At 45.3% G+C, this 20,537-nt stretch carries 19 protein-coding genes; 9 read left to right on the top strand and 10 right to left on the bottom strand.

Annotated elements, in window-relative coordinates:
• The first annotated feature begins 29 nt into the window (after positions 1 to 29).
• Positions 30 to 422 carry an 8-oxo-dGTP diphosphatase MutT gene (mutT, locus tag L5M17_RS14090; RefSeq protein ID WP_263148195.1) on the top strand — a complete coding sequence of 131 codons (393 nt, stop codon included), beginning with the start codon at positions 30 to 32 and terminating at the stop codon, positions 420 to 422.
• A 230-nt stretch (positions 423 to 652) separates the two neighbouring features.
• On the top strand, positions 653 to 1,189 hold the full coding sequence (locus L5M17_RS14095; protein ID WP_106649212.1) for a thioredoxin family protein: 537 nt from the start codon (positions 653 to 655) through the stop codon (positions 1,187 to 1,189).
• 77 nt (positions 1,190 to 1,266) lie between these two features.
• Here the strand turns inward: L5M17_RS14095 and L5M17_RS14100 are convergent, their stop codons facing one another.
• Positions 1,267 to 2,193, bottom strand: coding sequence for an exopolyphosphatase (locus L5M17_RS14100; RefSeq protein WP_219235591.1), 927 nt, complete (start codon positions 2,191 to 2,193; stop codon positions 1,267 to 1,269).
• Positions 2,194 to 3,510, bottom strand: a complete 1,317-nt coding sequence (gene rhlB, locus L5M17_RS14105) for an ATP-dependent RNA helicase RhlB (protein WP_063884693.1) — start codon at positions 3,508 to 3,510, stop codon at positions 2,194 to 2,196.
• Positions 3,511 to 3,662: 152 nt separating this feature from the next.
• On the opposite strand from rhlB, the gene trxA reads away from it, so the two are divergent.
• Positions 3,663 to 3,989 (top strand): thioredoxin TrxA, encoded by a 327-nt coding sequence (gene trxA, locus L5M17_RS14110; protein ID WP_105250415.1) that lies wholly within the window; start codon positions 3,663 to 3,665, stop codon positions 3,987 to 3,989.
• 209 nt (positions 3,990 to 4,198) lie between these two features.
• Complete coding sequence (gene rho, locus L5M17_RS14115) at positions 4,199 to 5,464, top strand: transcription termination factor Rho (protein WP_011787892.1); 1,266 nt, start codon at positions 4,199 to 4,201, stop codon at positions 5,462 to 5,464.
• A gap of 99 nt (positions 5,465 to 5,563) precedes the next feature.
• Here rho and L5M17_RS14120 read toward each other — a convergent pair whose 3' ends face one another.
• The 4 genes from L5M17_RS14120 to L5M17_RS14135 form a co-directional block, all read right to left on the bottom strand.
• Positions 5,564 to 9,022, bottom strand: coding sequence for a zinc-dependent metalloprotease (locus tag L5M17_RS14120; RefSeq protein WP_173247877.1), 3,459 nt, complete (start codon positions 9,020 to 9,022; stop codon positions 5,564 to 5,566).
• Between the two features lie 23 nt (positions 9,023 to 9,045).
• The gene (locus L5M17_RS14125; RefSeq protein ID WP_219235590.1) at positions 9,046 to 9,915 is read right to left on the bottom strand and encodes a hypothetical protein; all 870 of its coding nucleotides are present in this window, start codon (positions 9,913 to 9,915) and stop codon (positions 9,046 to 9,048) included.
• A 64-nt stretch (positions 9,916 to 9,979) separates the two neighbouring features.
• On the bottom strand, positions 9,980 to 10,399 hold the full coding sequence (locus L5M17_RS14130) for a hypothetical protein (RefSeq protein WP_173247885.1): 420 nt from the start codon (positions 10,397 to 10,399) through the stop codon (positions 9,980 to 9,982).
• A 301-nt stretch (positions 10,400 to 10,700) separates the two neighbouring features.
• Positions 10,701 to 11,630: a LysR family transcriptional regulator gene (locus L5M17_RS14135; protein ID WP_173247888.1), complete on the bottom strand. Its 930-nt coding sequence runs from the start codon at positions 11,628 to 11,630 to the stop codon at positions 10,701 to 10,703.
• A 134-nt stretch (positions 11,631 to 11,764) separates the two neighbouring features.
• Between L5M17_RS14135 and L5M17_RS14140 the strand changes: the two genes are divergently transcribed.
• Complete coding sequence (locus tag L5M17_RS14140) at positions 11,765 to 12,787, top strand: zinc-binding alcohol dehydrogenase family protein (RefSeq protein WP_025008131.1); 1,023 nt, start codon at positions 11,765 to 11,767, stop codon at positions 12,785 to 12,787.
• The gene (locus L5M17_RS14145; protein ID WP_168825853.1) at positions 12,784 to 13,068 is read left to right on the top strand and encodes a putative quinol monooxygenase; all 285 of its coding nucleotides are present in this window, start codon (positions 12,784 to 12,786) and stop codon (positions 13,066 to 13,068) included. Before L5M17_RS14140 ends, L5M17_RS14145 begins: the two co-directional genes overlap by 4 nt.
• A 50-nt stretch (positions 13,069 to 13,118) precedes the next feature.
• Here the strand turns inward: L5M17_RS14145 and L5M17_RS14150 are convergent, their stop codons facing one another.
• From L5M17_RS14150 to L5M17_RS14165, 4 genes are all read right to left on the bottom strand, one after another.
• Positions 13,119 to 13,850, bottom strand: coding sequence for a fumarate reductase iron-sulfur subunit (locus L5M17_RS14150; protein WP_263148196.1), 732 nt, complete (start codon positions 13,848 to 13,850; stop codon positions 13,119 to 13,121).
• A complete protein-coding gene (locus L5M17_RS14155) occupies positions 13,850 to 15,856 on the bottom strand; it encodes a fumarate reductase flavoprotein subunit (RefSeq protein ID WP_263148197.1) in 2,007 nt (668 codons plus the stop codon). Before L5M17_RS14155 ends, L5M17_RS14150 begins: the two co-directional genes overlap by 1 nt.
• 93 nt (positions 15,857 to 15,949) lie before the next feature.
• Complete coding sequence (locus L5M17_RS14160) at positions 15,950 to 16,621, bottom strand: fumarate reductase cytochrome b subunit (protein ID WP_173247897.1); 672 nt, start codon at positions 16,619 to 16,621, stop codon at positions 15,950 to 15,952.
• 171 nt (positions 16,622 to 16,792) lie between these two features.
• On the bottom strand, positions 16,793 to 17,515 hold the full coding sequence (locus L5M17_RS14165) for a fumarate reductase cytochrome b subunit (RefSeq protein ID WP_131523403.1): 723 nt from the start codon (positions 17,513 to 17,515) through the stop codon (positions 16,793 to 16,795).
• A 454-nt stretch (positions 17,516 to 17,969) separates the two neighbouring features.
• Between L5M17_RS14165 and prmA the strand changes: the two genes are divergently transcribed.
• The 3 genes from prmA to fis all read left to right on the top strand — a co-directional run bounded on the left by prmA (position 17,970) and on the right by fis (position 20,316).
• Complete coding sequence (prmA, locus tag L5M17_RS14170) at positions 17,970 to 18,851, top strand: 50S ribosomal protein L11 methyltransferase (protein WP_105250427.1); 882 nt, start codon at positions 17,970 to 17,972, stop codon at positions 18,849 to 18,851.
• Positions 18,852 to 19,025: 174 nt separating this feature from the next.
• Positions 19,026 to 19,994, top strand: a complete 969-nt coding sequence (dusB, locus tag L5M17_RS14175; RefSeq protein WP_105250428.1) for a tRNA dihydrouridine synthase DusB — start codon at positions 19,026 to 19,028, stop codon at positions 19,992 to 19,994.
• A 16-nt stretch (positions 19,995 to 20,010) separates the two neighbouring features.
• Entirely contained in the window at positions 20,011 to 20,316 is a 306-nt protein-coding gene (fis, locus tag L5M17_RS14180) for a DNA-binding transcriptional regulator Fis (protein ID WP_006083371.1), read from the top strand.
• Positions 20,317 to 20,537 lie beyond the last annotated feature (221 nt).

Consider the following 20,537-nt stretch of genomic DNA (forward strand, 5'->3'; position numbering starts at 1 on the left):
TTTTACCCACTCATTAATCGATAAATATTATGACTAAACGCATCCATGTTGCCGTCGGCATTATTACTAACTCGGCCGGTGAAATTCTGTTGGCAAAACGCCCAGATCATTTACATCAAGGTGGGAAATGGGAATTTCCTGGCGGTAAAGTTGAGACTGGCGAAACAGTCACTCAGGCATTGATCCGTGAACTCAAAGAGGAAGTTGCACTCGATGTCACCGATAGTCAGCCATTTATGGCGTTGAGTTTCGATTATCCCGATAAACAAGTGCTACTCGATATCCATTCAGTCACAGAATTTAACGGCACAGCTCAAGGCCTCGAAGGTCAGCTTATCGCTTGGGTCACTAAAACCGACTTAACCAATTACGACTTCCCCGAGGCTAATAAGCCTATTCTTGAAAAAATTCTGGCTCAGTAATCCAGCAATTTACCTTATCCTCTCAATGTGTTCTGTCCCCGAATCACGATTCGGGGATGAACTTTTTCAATGCCTTAACTCCGAAAAACATGTAATTATGTGATCGTTAAGCTGATAGATATTAGCAATGCGTGATCTTGCTTGCAGCAAATCAATTAATCGCTTTAATCGTATCCAGAATAATGTTTGAATCAAATTTCATTCTTTCTCTTCGATTTCGAGGGCGCATCATGCACAATAACGTTAAGGCATTCCTAGCCACTACCGCCTTATTTTTTAGTTGTCAGGTACTAGCCAATGGTGGCTGTGGATTTGAAGAACAACAACAGGGTTTAATTGCGACCTGCAGTGAGGAGAAACAAGAAGTGATTTTAACTGGCATAGTAGAAGCACAACATTTAGTCACAGATCTCAATGAGTTTGCTGAAGGGTATAAAACCTATCAAGTCGATACCACTGCAATCACCCCGCTTAAAAGCATCACTGAACCTACAGAAATTGTAGTGATCATTGGTACTTGGTGCCCAGATTGTCACCGGGAAACGCCGCGCTTTATCCGTATTATGGAAGAAGTCACTAATCCCAATATTAAAGTGACCTATATTGGTGTCGACCGAACGAAAAAAGATCCCGAAGGCTTAGCCGCAAAATACGACTTTACCCGCATTCCAACCTTTATTGTACTGCAGCAAGGTAAAGAAGTTGGCCGCATCGTAGAACGCCCAACGGTTTCCTTAGAAAAAGATCTCGCCGATTTATTGAAATAATCGACACAGTACAAAGAATATACAAACAATAAAGGCCGCATCGCGGCCTTTGGTTTTTATCATGTTTCAATAAAATATTAGCTGACTTCGTCAATAATACGCTGAGCTAACATCACTAAAACACCTTCACGTAACGCGCCGCCAGATAAGGCTAAATGCTCGATCCCCAGCAACTCAAACAAAGCCAATAAAATAGCGACACCCGCAGCAAAAGTCGGTGCTCGCTCGCTGCAAAGCCCAGCAATCCCCATTAAGCTAATATCTTCTTGAGTGAGGATCTCAGCCTTCAACTGAGTAAGCACATCGAGTGTGATAGTTTCAGATAACCCTCGGTGGAGTAGCACTTCTACCACGGACTGTACAGCCCCGGAGGCACCAACGACACAATGCCAACCAAGATCACGTAGGGTTTGTCTATGCTCAGCTAATGCGGTTAGCACTTGCTGCTTAGCATCATCGAAATCTAACTGCTGCAGCGGCAAACTGCTGAAAAATTGGCGATTATAAGTCACGCTACCAAAGGGCAAGCTGGTTTTGAACAGCACTTGATGCCCATCGCCAATGATAAACTCTGTACTCGCCCCACCGATATCAATAACTAAGCGACGGCCTTGACCACAAGTGGTCGCCACCATACCTTGATAAATAAGCTCTGCTTCACGCATACCAGAGATAATTTCGATCGGATGACCTAAGAGTGGCAATGCACGCCGATTAAACTCATCGGCATTGCTAATACTGCGAAGGGTTGCGGTAGCAATCACAGCGACATGGTTTGCTTCAATCTTATGTTGCACCAACATCTGGGCAAACATACTCAAACAGTCGAGGCCGCGCTGCATGACATCGGGGCTTAATTTGCCATCGTTGCCTATGCCTTCGGCGAGCCTCACCTTGCGTTTATATTTCGCAATAATATGCGGCTGACCACCACGCGTTTTGGCGATCAGCATATTAAAACTATTTGAGCCTAATGTTATAGCGGCATAAGCGGGTGTTGGCATTTACGAATGTCTACGTGTCCTATCATGACGAGGAGGGCGAGCACCACTGCGTTGAGCACCTGGCCGGCTTGCCCCTGAACGATCACGCAAGTTTCGAGTGCCGCTAGGGTGTTTACGGTGGATCTTCGCTGGCGTAGGAATATCGGCCAGTAAAGCTTCACTGTCGTAATTACTTACTGGAATCGAATGATTGATATAGCTTTCGATTGCAGGCAAGTTCAATGCGTACTCTTCACAGGCAAAGCTTATCGACATGCCTTTGTTACCCGCACGACCCGTACGACCGATTCGGTGAACATAGTCTTCGCAATCATCAGGTAAATCATAGTTATACACGTGTGAAACGTCAGAAATATGTAAACCACGAGCCGCAACATCAGTAGCAACCAATATATCTAGCTGGCCACTGGTAAATTGCTCAAGGATACGAATACGCTTTTTCTGTGGCACATCACCCGTTAATAAACCCACACGATGTCCGTCACCTTCAAGCCAAGACCAAAGCGTTTCACAACTGTGCTTAGTGTTGGAGAAAACAATGGCTTTTTCTGGCCAATCTTCTTCAATCAAGGTCAACAGCAAACGCATCTTCTCTTCTTGGGAAGGATAGAAGATTTCTTCTTTGATGTTTTTGGAGGTTTTTTCTTCGGGGGCGATTTCAACTTTAACGGGCTCATTCATATGATCATAAGCCAGCTCTTGTACTTTCATGGACAAGGTTGCCGAAAATAGCATATTAAGACGTTGATTTGCCTCAGGCATACGTCTAAATAAGAAGCGGATATCTTTAATAAAACCAAGATCAAACATACGATCGGCTTCATCAAGTACCACAGCCTGAATTGAATTCAAGCCAATAATACCTTGGCGAACGTAGTCGATAATTCGACCCGTTGTACCAATCAAGATATCAACACCTTGATCTAATACTTTACGCTGCACATCGTAACTTTCACCGCCATAAACAATACCCACCTTTAAGTGTGTGTGCTTGGCGAGTAAAATCGCATCTTTGGCAATCTGAATCGCCAGTTCGCGAGTCGGGGCCATAATGATGGCGCGGGGCTGATTAATCAGTCGACCTTCAGGTATGGGAGTCGATAATAAATGATTAAACGTGGCGACCAAAAAGGCCATTGTCTTACCAGTGCCCGTTTGTGCTTGGCCTGCGATATCTTTTGATTGGAGTAATACAGGCAGTGATAACGCCTGAATCGGCGTACAAAATTCGAAGCCGTTCTCGGCAAGGGCCTGTTTAACCTCAGGATGTAGAGGTAGGTCGGCAAACCTTTGGGTAGATAGATGTGTTTCGCTCATAGCGCAAGCTTACCTGTTGAGGTTGCAATAAGATACTCGATCGTTTGAAATAGCCACATTGTAAAAAGGTAACTTGAAAAGCTATTTTTCAGCCCCAATATACATGGTAAGCCATTAACAAACCAGCAATGGCACCCAAACTGGAGAACATCATGAGCGATAAAATTATATACCTGAGTGACGACAGCTTCGAAAACGACGTATTAAAGTCTGATTTGCCAGTATTGGTAGACTTCTGGGCCGAGTGGTGTGGTCCTTGTAAAATGATCGCTCCAATTTTAGACGATGTGTCTGAAGAATATGCTGGTCGCTTGACTATCGCTAAATTAAACGTTGACCAAAACAATGTTTCTCCAGCGAAATATGGCGTTCGTGGCATCCCAACTTTACTGCTATTCAAGAACGGCGAATTAGCCGCGACTAAAGTTGGCGCACTCTCAAAAACGCAATTGAAAGAGTTTATCGACGCTCAAATCTAATTTGACGTCGTAATGAGTGACCTCCGGCACAAGCTATAAATTAATTGTGCCGGAATTTCCCTAAATTTCTGGACGCCCCGCTTTGTTAGTGCTACTTTAATAACCAGATTCTTTCTAATAACCTCTTCTCGCTCGTCAATCACTATCCTGAATTACATCCTTACTGATTGATCGCGGTAAGCTTTGTCGCGTAACACAAGACCCCCAAAATGAACTTAACTGAATTAAAAGACACGCCGATTTCTGACCTAGTCTCGCTAGCTGAAAATATGAAGCTCGAAAATATGGCCCGCGCTCGCAAGCAGGACATTATTTTCTCAATCCTTAAAGCCCACGCAAAAAGTGGAGAAGACATTTTCGGTGGTGGGGTATTAGAAATACTCCAAGACGGTTTCGGCTTCTTACGCAGCTCAGACGGTTCTTATTTAGCTGGTCCAGATGACATCTATGTCTCACCAAGCCAAATTCGCCGCTTCAACATGCGAACGGGTGATACCATTTTTGGTAAAATTCGCCCACCAAAAGAAGGCGAGCGTTATTTTGCTCTATTGAAAGTCAACGAAGTTAACTTCGATAAACCAGAAAACTCCCGTAATAAAATCCTCTTTGAAAACTTAACCCCACTCCACGCAGAAGAACGTATGCGTATGGAGCGCGGCAACGGCTCAACTGAAGATATTACCGCGCGTATTCTGGATTTATGCTCACCAATTGGTAAAGGTCAACGTGGTTTGATCGTTGCACCACCAAAAGCCGGTAAAACGCTATTACTCCAAGGTATTGCTCAAAGCATCAGCTACAACAACCCAGAAGTGGTGTTGATGGTATTACTGATCGACGAACGCCCAGAAGAAGTAACTGAGATGCAACGCCTCGTTAAAGGCGAAGTTATCGCATCAACCTTCGATGAACCAGCCAGCCGTCACGTTCAAGTTGCCGAAATGGTGATTGAAAAAGCAAAACGTTTGGTTGAGCACAAGAAAGACGTCGTTATCTTACTCGATTCGATTACCCGTTTAGCCCGTGCTTATAACACTGTTATCCCATCATCGGGCAAAGTGTTAACTGGTGGTGTAGATGCCAACGCCCTGCACCGTCCAAAACGCTTCTTCGGTGCGGCACGTAACATCGAACACGGCGGCAGCTTGACCATTATCGCCACAGCCTTGGTTGATACGGGTTCTAAGATGGACGAAGTGATCTACGAAGAATTTAAAGGTACAGGTAACCAGGAGCTACATTTGTCACGTAAAGCGGCAGAAAAGCGCGTGTTCCCAGCCATTGACTTCAACCGCAGCGGTACCCGTCGTGAAGAAAAACTCACGACTCAAGAAGAACTGCAAAAAATGTGGATCCTGCGTAAGATCCTCAATCCTATGGATGAAGTCAGCGCAATGGAATTCTTAATCGATAAATTGGCGATGACCAAGACTAACGAAGAGTTCTTTACCGCCATGAAACGCACTAAGTCTTAAGCCATACAAGATTGCATGAATAATAAGGCCGCTCACTGAGCGGCCTTTTGTTTATGTATTAAAAAAGCCGCGGGTGCGGCTAATCTTGATTCAAGTGACTTAATCAAGCACAGGTAAGTAACTGAGCACTAACTGATCTCGACTTAACTGGCTATCAATGATCTCACCTACTGTGCCATTGTTTAACTTGATGGCAAGCGTGGCCTCCCCGGCTTGCGTCTTAAAGGTTTCCATCTCTTTAATTCGGTTGATCAGCGCAAGTGCTAAGGTGTTTTCTGCGGTTGCCGCGTACACTCGGCCATTTACCGTCACTTCTGCTTGAGTCGCCAATGCTGGGCCAGCTAAACGAATACCAACGTATTCACGCCATAGCCTGGCTTTTTGCTCGCCTTGATAGTCACTGTCCACGGATGCAAGCACCACTTGACGTAATATCATCTGCAGTAAATTACTCTTACCTTTTGGCTGCCCGTTAACAGTATCGAATTGGAAGTAACGTGATACCGAACGGTCGTAATTAGGTAATGGCTCAATACTTTGTTGCGCAAAATCAGTGTAATAAGGCAAATAGCTATCGAGCTTACCACTCACACCACAGCTTTCGGTAAAGAGGGGTGCATTACCACGAGTTAGCCCTGGGCCTTCGCCCATGGTCATCTTACACAACATATCTTTGAACACCGGACCCACATTAGGTAAATCAACCAATGCTTTATAACCAAGACTCGATGTACTACGTGGGGTGGTACGTGATACTAAGGCTCTCACGGCTAACAATTTATCTGGCCACACCCCCAAGACGTCGCGCTCATTCACATAGGGATGGTTAGGTGAGGATGCAGGCGTTTTAATACCGTTGAGTAAGCGACCCGAAAAGCTGACATCCGCCGTTAATAAATCCTGAAATTTAGGATTAATTTGCGATTTAATGATCAGCTCTTTCAAGGCTTCAGGAGAATCAGAGAACTGACTTATCACCTCACCTGGCTCAAACTTCGCCTTCATATCGCCGCTTTTAAAACGATATTGTTCAAGCACTTTGCCAAAATTATACTGCTGTCTTAAGGCCACGCTGCCATCGGCTTGCTTGTATGTCACATCGAGGGTCGCATCATTTTCTCCCACCAGCTTAAGGAAGAAATCTGCCGACTGATTCATCGCCCGCTGATTCGCGCAATACCAAGCCTCGCTACCTGCCGCCGCCAATCGTTCGCATTCACCAGCGAAAAAGTTTTCAGATAGACCAAATAATTGCTCTAAAAAGCTCACATCTTCAATGAATTGACGTATTTCATCAAACTGAGCTTTACGATTAATGGCGTAACTTAGGCTATGATCTTCAAATAAAGATTGACGATTATGGCGTAAGTTCATGGTCTCGTAGCTATCAAAATACTTCTCGATATAGAACTGATTAATATCATCTAAGTTTTTACCTGCATCACCACGATTACAGTTGCTGTTAAGGGACACATGTTCATCAGTGCAGTAAGAATACTGACGTAGGCTATTGTTTTGCTCAATGTTATAGAGCACACCAAATCGAGTATCTCCATTAACAACCCCTTTGGCGAGTTCGTCACGGCGTTTGACATCTTCCGCTTTGAGCGACACAAATTCGTTGGCCTTCGTTTCTACTTCACGGGCATAACCAAAACGTAACGCGGCTAAGTCATAGGGTTCAAACGTGGTCGCAAACCGATTCACGTTGTAATCCATTTGGCTGGAAAACTCGGCATTAACGGTAATTTCTGGGTAACCCGCATCGCTAAAGGCGACTTTTAACTCCGTCAGTTGCGCTTGGTTAAAGGTATTGTCGTGGTCGCGACTCCCAGCAAAGTTATGCCTTAAGCCAAAGGTATGTCCTAACTCATGGGTTAAGGTGCCAGCAAATGCTTGCGCGGCTAGGGCTGTCGTTAAGGAGTCTTGTAAACTTATGGGCAGATCTTCAAATGCCGCTAACTTACCGCCCACTTTGCCATCAACCCACATTTCAGCTTTTTTCCAGTCAATTTCATGACCTTTGATGCCGCGAGGTAATTCACGATCACTACCACCCGTAGCAAACACGGTATCCACATGCATCATTGAGTTTTCAGACCAAAACGCTTGTGTTTTTTTATCAAAATCCGCTAAGGCATCGAAACTATTATCCTTGGGAGTTAATAACATCGATTTGGGTGCAGCGATAAGTTGCTGAGTGGGTTGCTCAAATGCAGCCGCCTCAACTGGCGCGGTGTCTAGGCTGACATCTGGCTTGTCCAAACGAGAGACATATGGCTCACCCGTTAACGACGTCACTGAATTCGCGTCCAATTTACCTCTGTTATAATCTAAACGCACTTGGCGATAGTAACGTACTGCGCCTTGTTTTAGATTCGAGCTGTATTGATTAACTCGCGCACTAACAATTTCACCTGTTAGCGGGTTTGCCGCTGATGGACCATAACCCGCCAAGCCATTATCTAGCGGCTCATCGAATAAAGTGATGTTGCTATAACGTAGATCGCCATGGCGTTTATCGTTTGCTTGCTCAAGCTTTATCTGTGGAAAACCGGTTTTATACAACTTGTTTTGAATGTTAATTGCCGTAACAGACTCAATGGCAGCATCCAAAAAGGGTTTATTTTTCGCATCGTAGAAATTATTACTCAGGTAATAAGTCAGTTCCGATTTGGCCGGATTGAAGCGATTTAAGTAAGTTCGCACATACCCGTCAACGCCCTCTGAGTCAGTCGCATCACGATAGGTATGTGAGGAGGTAAAGAAACCAAATGCTCCCTTTTCATTTTCAGCATAGGGAATCGCTTGATAGTCTTTACTGGCTAATTGATCCACCGCCACAATCGAAATAAACTCAGTGGTCGTAAAGGATAGGTTGTCGAGGTTGCCACCGTAAAATTGGTTAAAGCAACTTGGTGAAGCTTGATAAGTATGCTCAATTTCAAAGTTAACCACGCCCTTAGCTAAATCCATCTCATAGCCTTTTTGGCCTTGAGTATTCACTAGACGCGGGGCTTCTGTTTCAGTAACGCATTCTCCAAAGGTGAAAATGTCATTAATGCTCAACTCGGCAATTTTGGCTTTGGCAAAATCAGGGACAAAATAGCGCTTATCCTGCCATGTTAAATTAGCATCTGTATTAACTTGCTCAACGTTAACGCACTCACGCCATTTATCTTCGGTACATTTAAAGTCGATATATTCGCCAGGAATGGTTAACACTGGCGCTTGGTTATACTCATTAGGATAACGACTGTCATGACCTAGTCCGATATTATCTCGGTCAATTTGACGTACTTGGATACCATTCTCTGTTTTATGCAAGGTCACCAACTTAGGATCACCTTGGGTAAAACCTCGCACCTCGGCAGCATAACGCGGAGCCTTACCCACGCTGCGAATGTAGAGATATTGCCGCTCAGTTGCTTTATCGATGTCGGCAGTGGTGACTTGCTTTTCATCTTTCGGGAGTTCTTTATAAGGCTCATCGCCGGCACCACACCCCACAAGGGTCAGTGCACTGGTGATCGCCAGACATAGCATGGACTTCTTCATAGATTCCTCTTAACTACTGTTTTTTATAGATATTTAGTAATTGACAAATAAAAGGTTGAACTCTTTTTGTCATAAATCTCAAATCCCTGAGATGTCCCCACTTCTGGGTTATAGAAACGACCACTATTGTTGTGACCAACAGCCAACACCCAATCAGGCTTAAACGACCAACCGAGTTCTTGGGCAAAGGTAAATTGATCATCGAGTCGACGACCGTAATAGTTTTTGGAAATCCGATAACGACCACTCATATCCAAATACCAATTGGCCGTTATTTGCCAATAAGCATCGAGTAATCCATCGAGTTGCTGTTCAACTAACACGCGTTCACCAGCGGTTTTGTATTGGTAAGCGTTGTAGCGATAGCGCGGTGAAAAATAAAAACTTAGGTTATCTAGCGGGCTCCAAAATAAGTACGCGGCAATGCGCGGCGCATATTGCAACCTATCTAGTTTTGATTCACGTTCTGCGGGTAAATACACACCTAAACTGCCTTTCAATGAGACGGTATCGGTTAAGGCATACAGTGGCGTGCGGTACTCCAGCAAAGGATCATAAAAACTGGACTCTTTGCCATGTAATGTTTGCTTTTCACCCCCAAGGGTAAACAGCACATTGCCCCAATTTGCCTTGTAATCGATACGGCTATCGATGTTGTAGGCTTGATAGGCGTAATAACTTTCCGAGTCATAAATGTTTCGCGTAAAACCCACATTAACGTAGCCAGACCATTTTGCTGCTTGTGCATCCGTTGCTAGCTCAAATTCATTGACGGCCAATGCTTGGCCGACAAAGGAGAAACTGGCCAGCATCACCTGCACGCAGAAAAACACAGACCATTTATTTCGTCGACGAGAAATCGACGAATAATATTGATTATTCGTTGGTTGCATAATAAAACCTTGATTTATATTTTTAATGAAAAATCTTGATAGTGAGCATGCGCTCTATTTAACGCTAGGATGTACTTGCTTGAATTGATTTCATCCAATTAAGTAAAACTGAATAATAGTTTTCTATATTAGTAATATAACTACGTATAAATATGGTTAAGACGAAATAAATAAAACCAAAAAAAATGAAAAAAGACGCTCCCAAAAATATGCTTTCAAAATCCGTTTGGGCAAACCCAGTCCAAAGGGGAGCGCTATATTCACCAACTATTACTATTGACTGATGGCTAACAGATTCACAGTGAAACGCCAACACTGAAGCCATTGATAAATAATTATTTTTAATAACACAAGAATCAGACAACGCGGCAATATTCACAGGTAATCTCACCCATAATATTCCAAATATCAGCCACTCACCCACAGCGAAAAGAAAACGCTTTGGTATTTTTGGATATTTTTTTATGGCTAATTTAGTTAACATTGCTCGTCAATACGTCATGCTATAAATAATCTCCACTGCGACATCACAGCTGAAGATACAAAAAGATACATTTGTTGCATCATACGCACGAAAAAAAAATATTTACAACTCACACAAGAGCTAACTCATATTAAATTAAAATAAATATGAGTTAGATCAGAAAAATCCAGCAAAATTAAACATAAAAAACACAATGAGCAACAACCCAGCCTATATAGCAAAACAATTTAGAAAACTTTATTTATAAATAAATAACAACATGCAGTGCGCTTATTTACATATACCACCATAATGCAATTGCTTAAGGGTATTGTGGGAGAATATGACGAGCCGCCAACTGCATTTGCAGCTCTTTACAACGTTGGCGTAACATTTCGCGAAGCAGTAACACCACGGGAGTGACATGCTCGCGTCCTGGGCACACTAAGTATAAATCGACTGGCTCCCCCTGATACTCAGGCAACAAACGTACTAATCGCCCTGAGATTAAGTCATCGGCCAGATCTAGACTCGACTTAAATACCAACCCTTTGCCAGCCACAGCCCAACGGCGGGCAATCTCGGCATCATTAGCACTACGATTGCCCGTGACACGCACTTTGAATTCTTGACCATCACGCCTAAATAGCCATTGATCGTGGGTGCGATCATCCAACTTATAAAACAAGCAATTATGCTCAACTAATTGTTCTAATGAATCAAGCGCACCAAACTTGGCGAGATATTCAGGTGAGGCGCACAAAACACGATCAACACTGCAGATAGGGAAAGCCACTTGGTTAGAATCCTGCGGTTTTCCATAGCGCACGGCGACATCAATTTTATCGTGGTAAAAACTGCTGATATTGTCGCCAAGGTGCAAGCGCACTTGTAGTTGAGGAAAATCGAGCAAAAACTCGTCGAGCCAAGGCACAAACAGATTACGGCCAAAGTCTGAAGAAACCGAAAGGCTTAAGGTACCAGATATTTTACCTTTATCACTGGCGATAGCTTGTTCGCCAAGCGCTAAATCGCTTAGCGCACGTCGGCAATGAATAAGATAACGTTCACCTTGCACAGTCAAACGTAAGCTGCGTGTCGTGCGGATAAATAAACTAGTATCGAGCTGTTTCTCAAGCCGTTTTATTGCTGCACTGGCAGAAGCAGCCGAGATATCCATCTCGGCTGCTGCGGCAGATATATTGCCGCAATCAGCGACTCGCACGAACAAAGCTAAATCATTAATTAGCATGATTATCAAAAATCCTTTGAAAAAATTACAAACTTTATCCTGTTTATCTCTTGGCTAATATTCCACACAATGGCTACACGATACAAGTACACTCAAACAAGTAGACTCCAGCAAGTACACCCAGAGGAATAAACATGAAAGCCATTGGTTACCAGACAGCGGGTGCAATCACAGCGCCCAATGCATTAGAAAACATCACGCTAGCCGAGCCAACGGCGACAGGTTTTGACCTTTTAGTGGAAATCAAAGCCATTTCTGTCAATCCGGTTGATACAAAAATCCGTGCATCTAGCTCTGCACCTGCAGGCGAATACAAAATTATCGGCTGGGATGCGGTCGGTGTCGTCAAAGCCGTTGGTGAGAAAGTCAGTCTTTTCAACGTTGGCGATGAAGTGTGGTATGCGGGCGATATCAGTCGCAGCGGAAGTTACGCAGAATATCAATTGGTTGATGAGCGAATTGTCGGCCATAAACCTAAAAGTTTAACCTATACCCAAGCCGCGGCATTACCTTTAACGGGGATTACGGCATGGGAGATTTTATTCGACCGTTTAGCTTTACCCCAAGATGGTTCGGCAACTGACGCCCGTATTTTAATTATCGGTGCGGCCGGCGGTGTGGGTTCAATCATCACTCAGCTTGCAGTAAAACTCACAGGTGCAGAAGTAATAGGCACTGCATCTCGTCCAGAATCCGCCGCTTGGGTGCACAAACTTGGTGCCGATGCTGTTATCGACCACACCAAGCCACTTTCACAGGAACTTGCCAATATTGGCATTACTGATGTGACCCATGTGATTAGCTTAACCCAAACCGATCAGCATTTTGATGAAATAGTACAAGTGCTTAAGCCACAAGGAAAACTAGCATTAATCGATGATCCTAAGGGGCCATTAGATGTGATGAAACTTAAGCGCAAAAGCTTATCCTTACACTGGGAACTGATGTTTACCCGCAGCCTATATCAGACCGAGGATATGATTGCGCAACATCACTTACTCAACCGCTTAAGCGCCCTTATCGATACAGGCGAGTTACAGAGTACGTTCGGTGAGCACTACGGCACCATTAATGCCCAAAACTTAATCAAAGCTCACGCTCAGATAGAGTCTGGCAAAGCGATCGGTAAAATTGTTTTAGAAGGTTTTAACCAATGAAAATAACAGTATTTGCTCAAATCATAGCGAATCAAGGCCAAAGCGATACGCTATTTAAGATACTCAAGCAACTCGTGACAGACACTCATACCGAGGCTGGCTGCATCGAATACAAACTGCATCACTCATTAGATGATGAAAATATCTTCTGGATGTACGAAATTTGGCAATCCCAAGCCGCACTGGATGAACATATGGCGAGTACGCACTTTCAAGCATTCGTCGCTCAAACCGCAGACATAATCAATCGAGCTGACATTCACAAAAGCTACGCCTGCTAATCAACAAAAAAGCGCCAAACACGTTGGCGCTTTTCATCATTTATCACGAATCAAATCAAAGTCATGGCCATCTTGCGGCGTAAATACGCAATTTGCTGCATGTGGGGCAAATCCTTAGGACAGTTGTCTTGGCAGCCGAGTAAAGTCATGCAGCCAAACACGCCATCCTGATTGCCAATCACATGGTAAAAATCCTCCGCAGTGCGCGCATCACGGCTATCCATCTCGAAACGGGCTATTTTCATCATGCCCACAGCGCCGACAAAAGTTTCACGCATTTGTTTAGTCGCACAGGCAGAAACACACACGCCACATTCAACGCAGCGCTCTAGCTCATACAAACGCGCAGCTTCATCTGGATCCATAGGATCTTCAAGCCGATGCACGCTTATATCATTGGCCTTAGGGTATAACCACAGCTTTAAGCGTTCGGCCAGTTCCCGCATAAACTTACCAGTATTAACCGAGAGATCACCAATCAACTCAAAACCTGGCAGCGGCATTAAGGTGATTTCGCCCTTAGGGTATTTGGCCGTTAAGGTGCGGCAAGCTAGCGTCGGGAAACCGTTGATCACCATAGCGCAGCTACCACAGATGCCAGCACGACAGACAAAGTCGAACTGCAATGAAGTGTCTTGTTCTTCCCTGAGTTTATTAAGGGCGATAAATACCGTCATCCCCGGCGTTTCGGTAAGCTGATAACGCACCATTTTCGGCTTATCGTTTGGCTCCTGCGGATCATAACGAAAGATATTAAAGGTTAACTGACGACCTTGGCTCATTATGATTTTTCTCCTAATGCATTGGCAGATGGACTTTTTAAAGTATCACTTAAACGTTCATTATTGGGTTGTAAGCTCTCGGGTAATTCAAAGGGCATAAGAGCCCGCTGCCTTTGATAACGGTCAGCATCATCACCTAGCTCAGCTAAAATCTCGGCAATTTGCTGTTCACGCTTTTCGGTATTGGGATGCACTATGGCGTTGTTGATGCCATAACCACGATAACCCGGCGGGAGTTCCATCTTCATCACATCGAGTGCTTCGTAGTTAAGCTCAGGTTCGAGTGCATCGGGAACCGGCCAGCTGGCCAAGGTGCGATTCAGCCAGTCTCGATCATTTCGCTGCGGATAATCCTCGCGAGCATGGGCACCACGACTCTCTGTTCGCGCCGCTGCGCCGCAGGCTACGGTTAGCGCCACTTTTAGCATACGCTTGACCCGCAGGGCTTCAACTAACTCAGGATTAGCGTGACGCTTTTTACACTTAAGTCCGAGTTTACGCGAACGCTCGAGCAACACTTTTAGCTCGGAAACCGCTTTTTCAAGCTCGGGGCCATTACGGAAAATCCCCACATAATCCATCATGATGCGCTGCATTTCGCGCTTGAGTTCAAAGGCGCTCTCGTGACCATCACCCTCGACCAGCACATCGATTTCACTCTGCACCTGCTGCATAAACCGTTCAGCAAGCTGAGTGTCGATCTCAAGGCTATTGTTCTCACAAAAATCGGCGACATATTTACCAATAATCATGCCACCAACCACGGTTTCGGCCAACGAATTACCGCCTAAACGGTTAAAGCCGTGCATGTCCCAACAAGCCGCCTCACCTACGCTAAATAAGCCTTTAAGCTGCGGACTTTCACCTGTGGCATTAGTCCGAATACCGCCCATAGAATAATGCTGAGTTGGGCGTACAGGGATCCAATCTTTAGCGGGATCGATGCCAAGGAAATTCTCACAAATTTCCTGCACTTCCCTAAGATTCGTTTCAATATGCTTGCGACCTAAAAGGGTAATATCTAGCCACAAATGCGGGCCATAAGGGCTATCGACGCCCTTACCTTTACGTATATGTTCGGTCATGCGACGCGATACTACATCCCGCGATGCCAACTCCTTTTTATCGGGCTCATAGTCAGGCATAAAGCGATAACCGTCTTTATCGCGCAATAAGCCGCCATCACCACGGCACCCTTCCGTTGTTAAAATGCCCACGGGAACAATGGCAGTGGGATGGAATTGTACCGCCTCCATATTGCCAAGCCTTGCCACGCCCGTTTCCAATGCCAACGCTTGGCCAATACCTTCGCAGATGATCGCATTGGTCGACACTTCATAAATTCGGCCATAACCACCAGTAGCTATCGTAGTGGACTTAGCCACATAGGCTCTAAGTTCACCCGTAATCAAACAACGAGCAATTACGCCATGGCAACGCTTACCATCGTGAATAAGTGCCAAGGCTTCGATACGTTCATGGACGGGAATATCCATGGAAATCGCTTTGTTATCCATAGCGTATAACAGCGAATGACCTGTACCGTCGGCGGTATAACAAGTGCGCCATTTTTTAGTCCCGCCAAAATCACGGGCGTTAATAAGACCATGGGCTTCTTGGGCCTCATGTAGCGTGACTTTTTGCGCATTGACTATCACTTCTCTCGGGCCAGCAGTCACCCGAGACCAAGGCACGCCCCAATTGGCCAGCTCACGTACTGCCTTAGGTGCACAATGGGCAAACATTCGTGCGACATCTTGATCGCAGCCCCAGTCGGAACCTTTTACCGTATCTTGAAAATGCACATCCTCATCATCGCCCATTCCCTTAACTGCATTGCCTAAACTCGCCTGCATCCCTCCTTGAGCGGCAGCAGAGTGGGAACGTTTTGCAGGAATGAGTGAGAGAACTAAAGTGTCAAGCCCACGCTCTTTCGAAGCGATAGCGACCCTTAAGCCCGCGAGCCCAGCTCCTACTACCAATGAATCGGTATAAATCAGTTTCACGCCTGCTCCTTAATGGGGTCTATTGTTTTGTGCTGTTTTTTTATGTTCAACATTCTATTCACTGATTAACTTAATCATTGATTAAAAGCGGAATTAACTCGCGTAGGGTAAAAATGCCAGAAGCGAGGCGACGCCAACAGTGACAAATAGCACGCTCACTATGGTCTTGATCTTACGTAATCGACTGCGGTTGTTGAGATCCCGCGCCGCGCCCCATTTCAAAGCCACACGGTAAATACCAATTGCTGCATGTAACTCCACAGTGAGCAGTAAAGGCAGATACACCATCCAGACACCTTGATTCCAAATACGATCGGCGCTTCCCTGAGGGCCAATGGTTTCGGGAGCCGAGCCAATAAGCCACAAATGCACAGGCAACAGCAGTAAAATCACTACACCAGTAATGGCTTGCCAGCGCCACAAGCGAGTATCGCTGTGGTTGATCACTTGCATTTGTTGGCGCAGAGCCCTTTGCTGACGCAGACTCATGGGTAATTTTTGCAATGCCACTAACACGTGCACTAACGCCAAAATGGCAATACCAATGGCAATACAAGTCACTACCCAAGGATAACCGTGTCCATCAGCGGACAGAAAACTCAGCTCCATAGTGCGAGCAACCCAACTCATGGCATCCGCACCCAATAAAATCGATGACACTAACACTAAGTGGGTCCACAAAAAGACTGCGAGTATTACCCCTGACAAACTCTGGCTTAAATCCAGCCAAGCACTCCATTTTTTAATATTTAATTTGATCGCCATCCTATCGCCTCACACCGTTGACCTTATCGAGCCAATCTCATTAAGTCTTATCGCAAACTAATATCGCTCACACATCCACACGAAAACGTGAGCCAGATCAATTGAGTGCTGAATAATTAACCTAATGCTTAATAATAGCAGTGAAACAAAATCCTGCTGCTGGCTTAAAGCCTACTCAGGTACGAAGGGCTGCACAGGAATATCGAGCTCGCTACCGATAAATAGATATGAAACAAGGCTCGCAGTCCCAAGGCATAGCAGATATATAATCAACACCTTAGCGACTTTTCGTAGACCTGAACGTTTAGTGGTTATGCCCCACTTTACCGCCACGCGATAGAGACCAATCATGGCGTGTACCACTACAGCGGGAAGTAACAGCGCATACAGCAACCAAGCGTTATCGTGATAAACCCGCTCAGCCGATAAATGCGGGCCAATTTCGGGATTCAAAATCATAGTGAAGAGGTGAACAGGAACGAGGAAAAATAAGATAAAGCCAGTGATCAGTTGCCAAAACCACGCATGGGTATCCTTATGCTTGATATTCCCCATGTGCGAACGCAGGGCTCGCCATTGCCCTAGCTGCGCCGGAAAACGCCGTAGCGCCACCGCGGCATGTACTATCACCACCAATAGCATAAACACTGAAAACACTTTAGTGACTATAGGAAAACCATGTCCTGTGCTGCTAAACATTCCACCTTCAAGCAACTGAACGACCCGATAAAAAGCCTCTTTACCCAGCAAAATACTCGATTCAAAATGCATGTGTAATAGTAAAAAGCTGCCAAGCATAATCCCTGTCGCACTCTGCAGCCTATCAGCCTTAGCCGACCAAGGATGACCTAGCGGTGTACTCACCCTATTGTGAACTCGAGTTATGCTTGTCATCTTGAATTAACCTATGTCGTTTATCGTTGGCACCTCTTGGCAAACTACACCATAGCAGCAACTCAAATCAGGCTTCAGTGTCACAGATTTAAAGCGTGAGCCAACTCACCTGACGGAGTTAAACTCTTAGAAGATGATCACAAAAAACGTATCAAAACCAAACAAAGGTAAAACCAATTAACCAATATTTTTCATAGTGTTATATCAAATAATAAAACTGACAACTCGTTTTTTAACACCAATCCATACCCGCCAGCTAACGCCTTGTCTGTATAGACAAAAGCGTAATACCAGGATAGCCAGTCGTCGAACCTAAAGCCTAGTGATAACCAAACGACCTTACCTAAAGCGCTTTAAATTCCCGCTACATCCTGCATTTTGGGATAGTTTGGGTATACAATACCGCGATATTTTGAACCCTTAGTTTATGAACACTCAGTCACAGGATGCCCCCATGCCTTGGATCCAACTCCGTATAAACACCAATAGCGATGACGCTGAAACCATCAGCGACTTGCTCATGGAAGAAGGTTCAGTCTCTATCACCTTCGAAGACGGTAAAGATACCCCTATTTTTGAACCTAAATTGGGCGAAACCCCACTGTGGCGCGATACCGTGGTAGTGGCCTTATTCGATGCAGAAACCGATCTGACACCGACCATCGCCATGCTGAAAACCTTACCTTTCCTCGGTGAGAACTTCAGCCATAAAGTCGAACAAATTGAAGATAAAGACTGGGTACGCGAATGGATGGATAACTTCCACCCCATCCAATTTGGCACACGCTTATGGATCTGCCCAAGCTGGCGCGAAATCCCAGATCCAACCGCGGTTAATGTGATCTTAGATCCGGGTCTTGCCTTCGGTACTGGCACTCATCCCACGACAGCACTGTGTTTAGAGTGGCTAGACAGCTTAGATTTAAGCGATGAAGAAGTGATCGATTTTGGCTGTGGTTCAGGCATCTTAGCCGTAGCCGCACTGAAACTGGGCGCGAAAAAAGTCACAGGTATCGATATCGACTATCAAGCCATCGACGCCTCGCGTGCCAACGCCGAGCGCAATGATGTCGCTGACAAGCTAGCCTTGTACTTGCCAGAAGACCAACCCGCCGATCTCAAAGCCGACGTACTGGTCGCTAACATTCTTGCAGGCCCTCTGCGAGAATTAGCGCCTTTGATCGCAGAACGCGTAAAAACCGGTGGCAAACTTGCCCTTTCCGGTCTCCTCAAAGAACAAGCCCAAGAAATCTCTGACTTTTATAGCCAATGGTTCGATATGGACGCAGCGGCTCACAAAGAAGATTGGAGCCGCTTGACAGGTAAGCGTAAATAGCGCTAAAGGGTGGCGCAACATGCGCCACCGCTGGCTTCCAACAATTTGGCCTCTGACTTCTCGTCGATTAAAAGTCAAGAAAAAAAATTACCTCTAGGTCATTTATTGACCTTTTCACGGCCAACAAAAAGGGCTACTATAGCGCCCCTTTGAAGAGCTAAGGTGAAACATAAAATGCAGATTGGACCCTATCAACTGAACAATCAGCTGATCGTGGCACCAATGGCAGGTGTCACCGATCAAGCCTTCCGCAATCTTTGTCTTCGTTATGGCGCAGCCTTAGCGGTTTCCGAGATGCTTTCATCCAATCCCGAGGTTTGGGATACAGATAAAAGCCGCCAGCGCATGACGCATTCTGGCGAGGAAGGCATCCGCTCAGTGCAAATTGCAGGTGCTGATCCTGATTTAATGGCGCAAGCCGCCTTGTTCAATGTCGAACAAGGTGCTCACATCATTGATATCAACATGGGTTGCCCCGCGAAAAAAGTGAATAAAAAGCTGGCTGGCTCAGCGCTAATGCAAAATCCACCGCTGGTAAAAGAGATTTTACAAGCCGTGGTCGCCGCAGTGAATGTGCCTGTCACGTTAAAGATTCGCACCGGCTGGGAGCCAGAACACAAGAATGGTGTTCAAATCGCCCAGATTGCAGAGGATTGTGGCATAGCCTCGCTCGCCGTTCACGGCCGCACGAGACAATGTATGTACAGAGGCAACGCCGAGTACGACACGATCAAAGCAATCAAACAGAATGTCTCGATTCCTGTCGTCGCCAATGGGGACATCGACAGTCCGGAGAAAGCCCGCTTTGTGCTGGAATACACCGGTGCCGATGCCTTGATGATAGGACGGGGTGCTCAAGGACGGCCTTGGATTTTCAGAGAAATCCAGCACTACTTGGAAACGGGTAATAAGCTAGCGCCCATTGAGGTTGCCGAACAGCGTCAAGTGATGCTGGAACACCTCACCAAACTGTATGACTTATATGGTGAATACAAGGGTATCCGCTTCGCCAGAAAACATATGGGATGGTACCTAGACCAAGAAGCTCAGCGCCAATTTAGGGCTGACTTTAATCGGCTGGAAACCGCTGCAGAACAGTATTCCCTCGTGGAATGTTATTTTGATGAATTAGTACAGAATTAATAAAGAGCAGAATAGAATGTTTGATCAGACAACTAACACAGAAGTTCACCAGCTTACCGTTGGCAAAATCGAAACAGCAAACGGCACTATCAAGCCCCAGTTATTACGTGACGCCGTCAAGCGTGCCGTAACTAACTTCTTCGCACAGTTGGACGGTCAGGAAGCACAAGAAGTTTATGAAATGGTGCTAAGCGAAGTTGAAGCGCCTCTGCTTGACATCATCATGCAACACACTCGTGGCAACCAAACCCGCGCAGCAAACATGCTAGGTATCAACCGTGGTACTCTGCGTAAAAAATTGAAAAAATACGGCATGAATTAATCCGCAAGGATTAAGCTTTTGTATTGAAAAAGAAAAGGCCTGAAGAGATTCAGGCTTTTTTGCTTTCTGATACACCATTTTCTAATGTAAACCTTTCTAATGCGCGCCCTTCTTATGCACATAGTTACACAGTTACCATCATGCTTGGTTTGCCACGCCTCTCACGCCAACTAAGACATCATTCACCAATACAATGCACTTAGCTGCTCTAGCGACCAAAA

Origin of the sequence: Shewanella sp. SW24 (assembly GCF_025653395.1) — a bacterium.
GTDB lineage: Bacteria > Pseudomonadota > Gammaproteobacteria > Enterobacterales > Shewanellaceae > Shewanella > Shewanella oncorhynchi.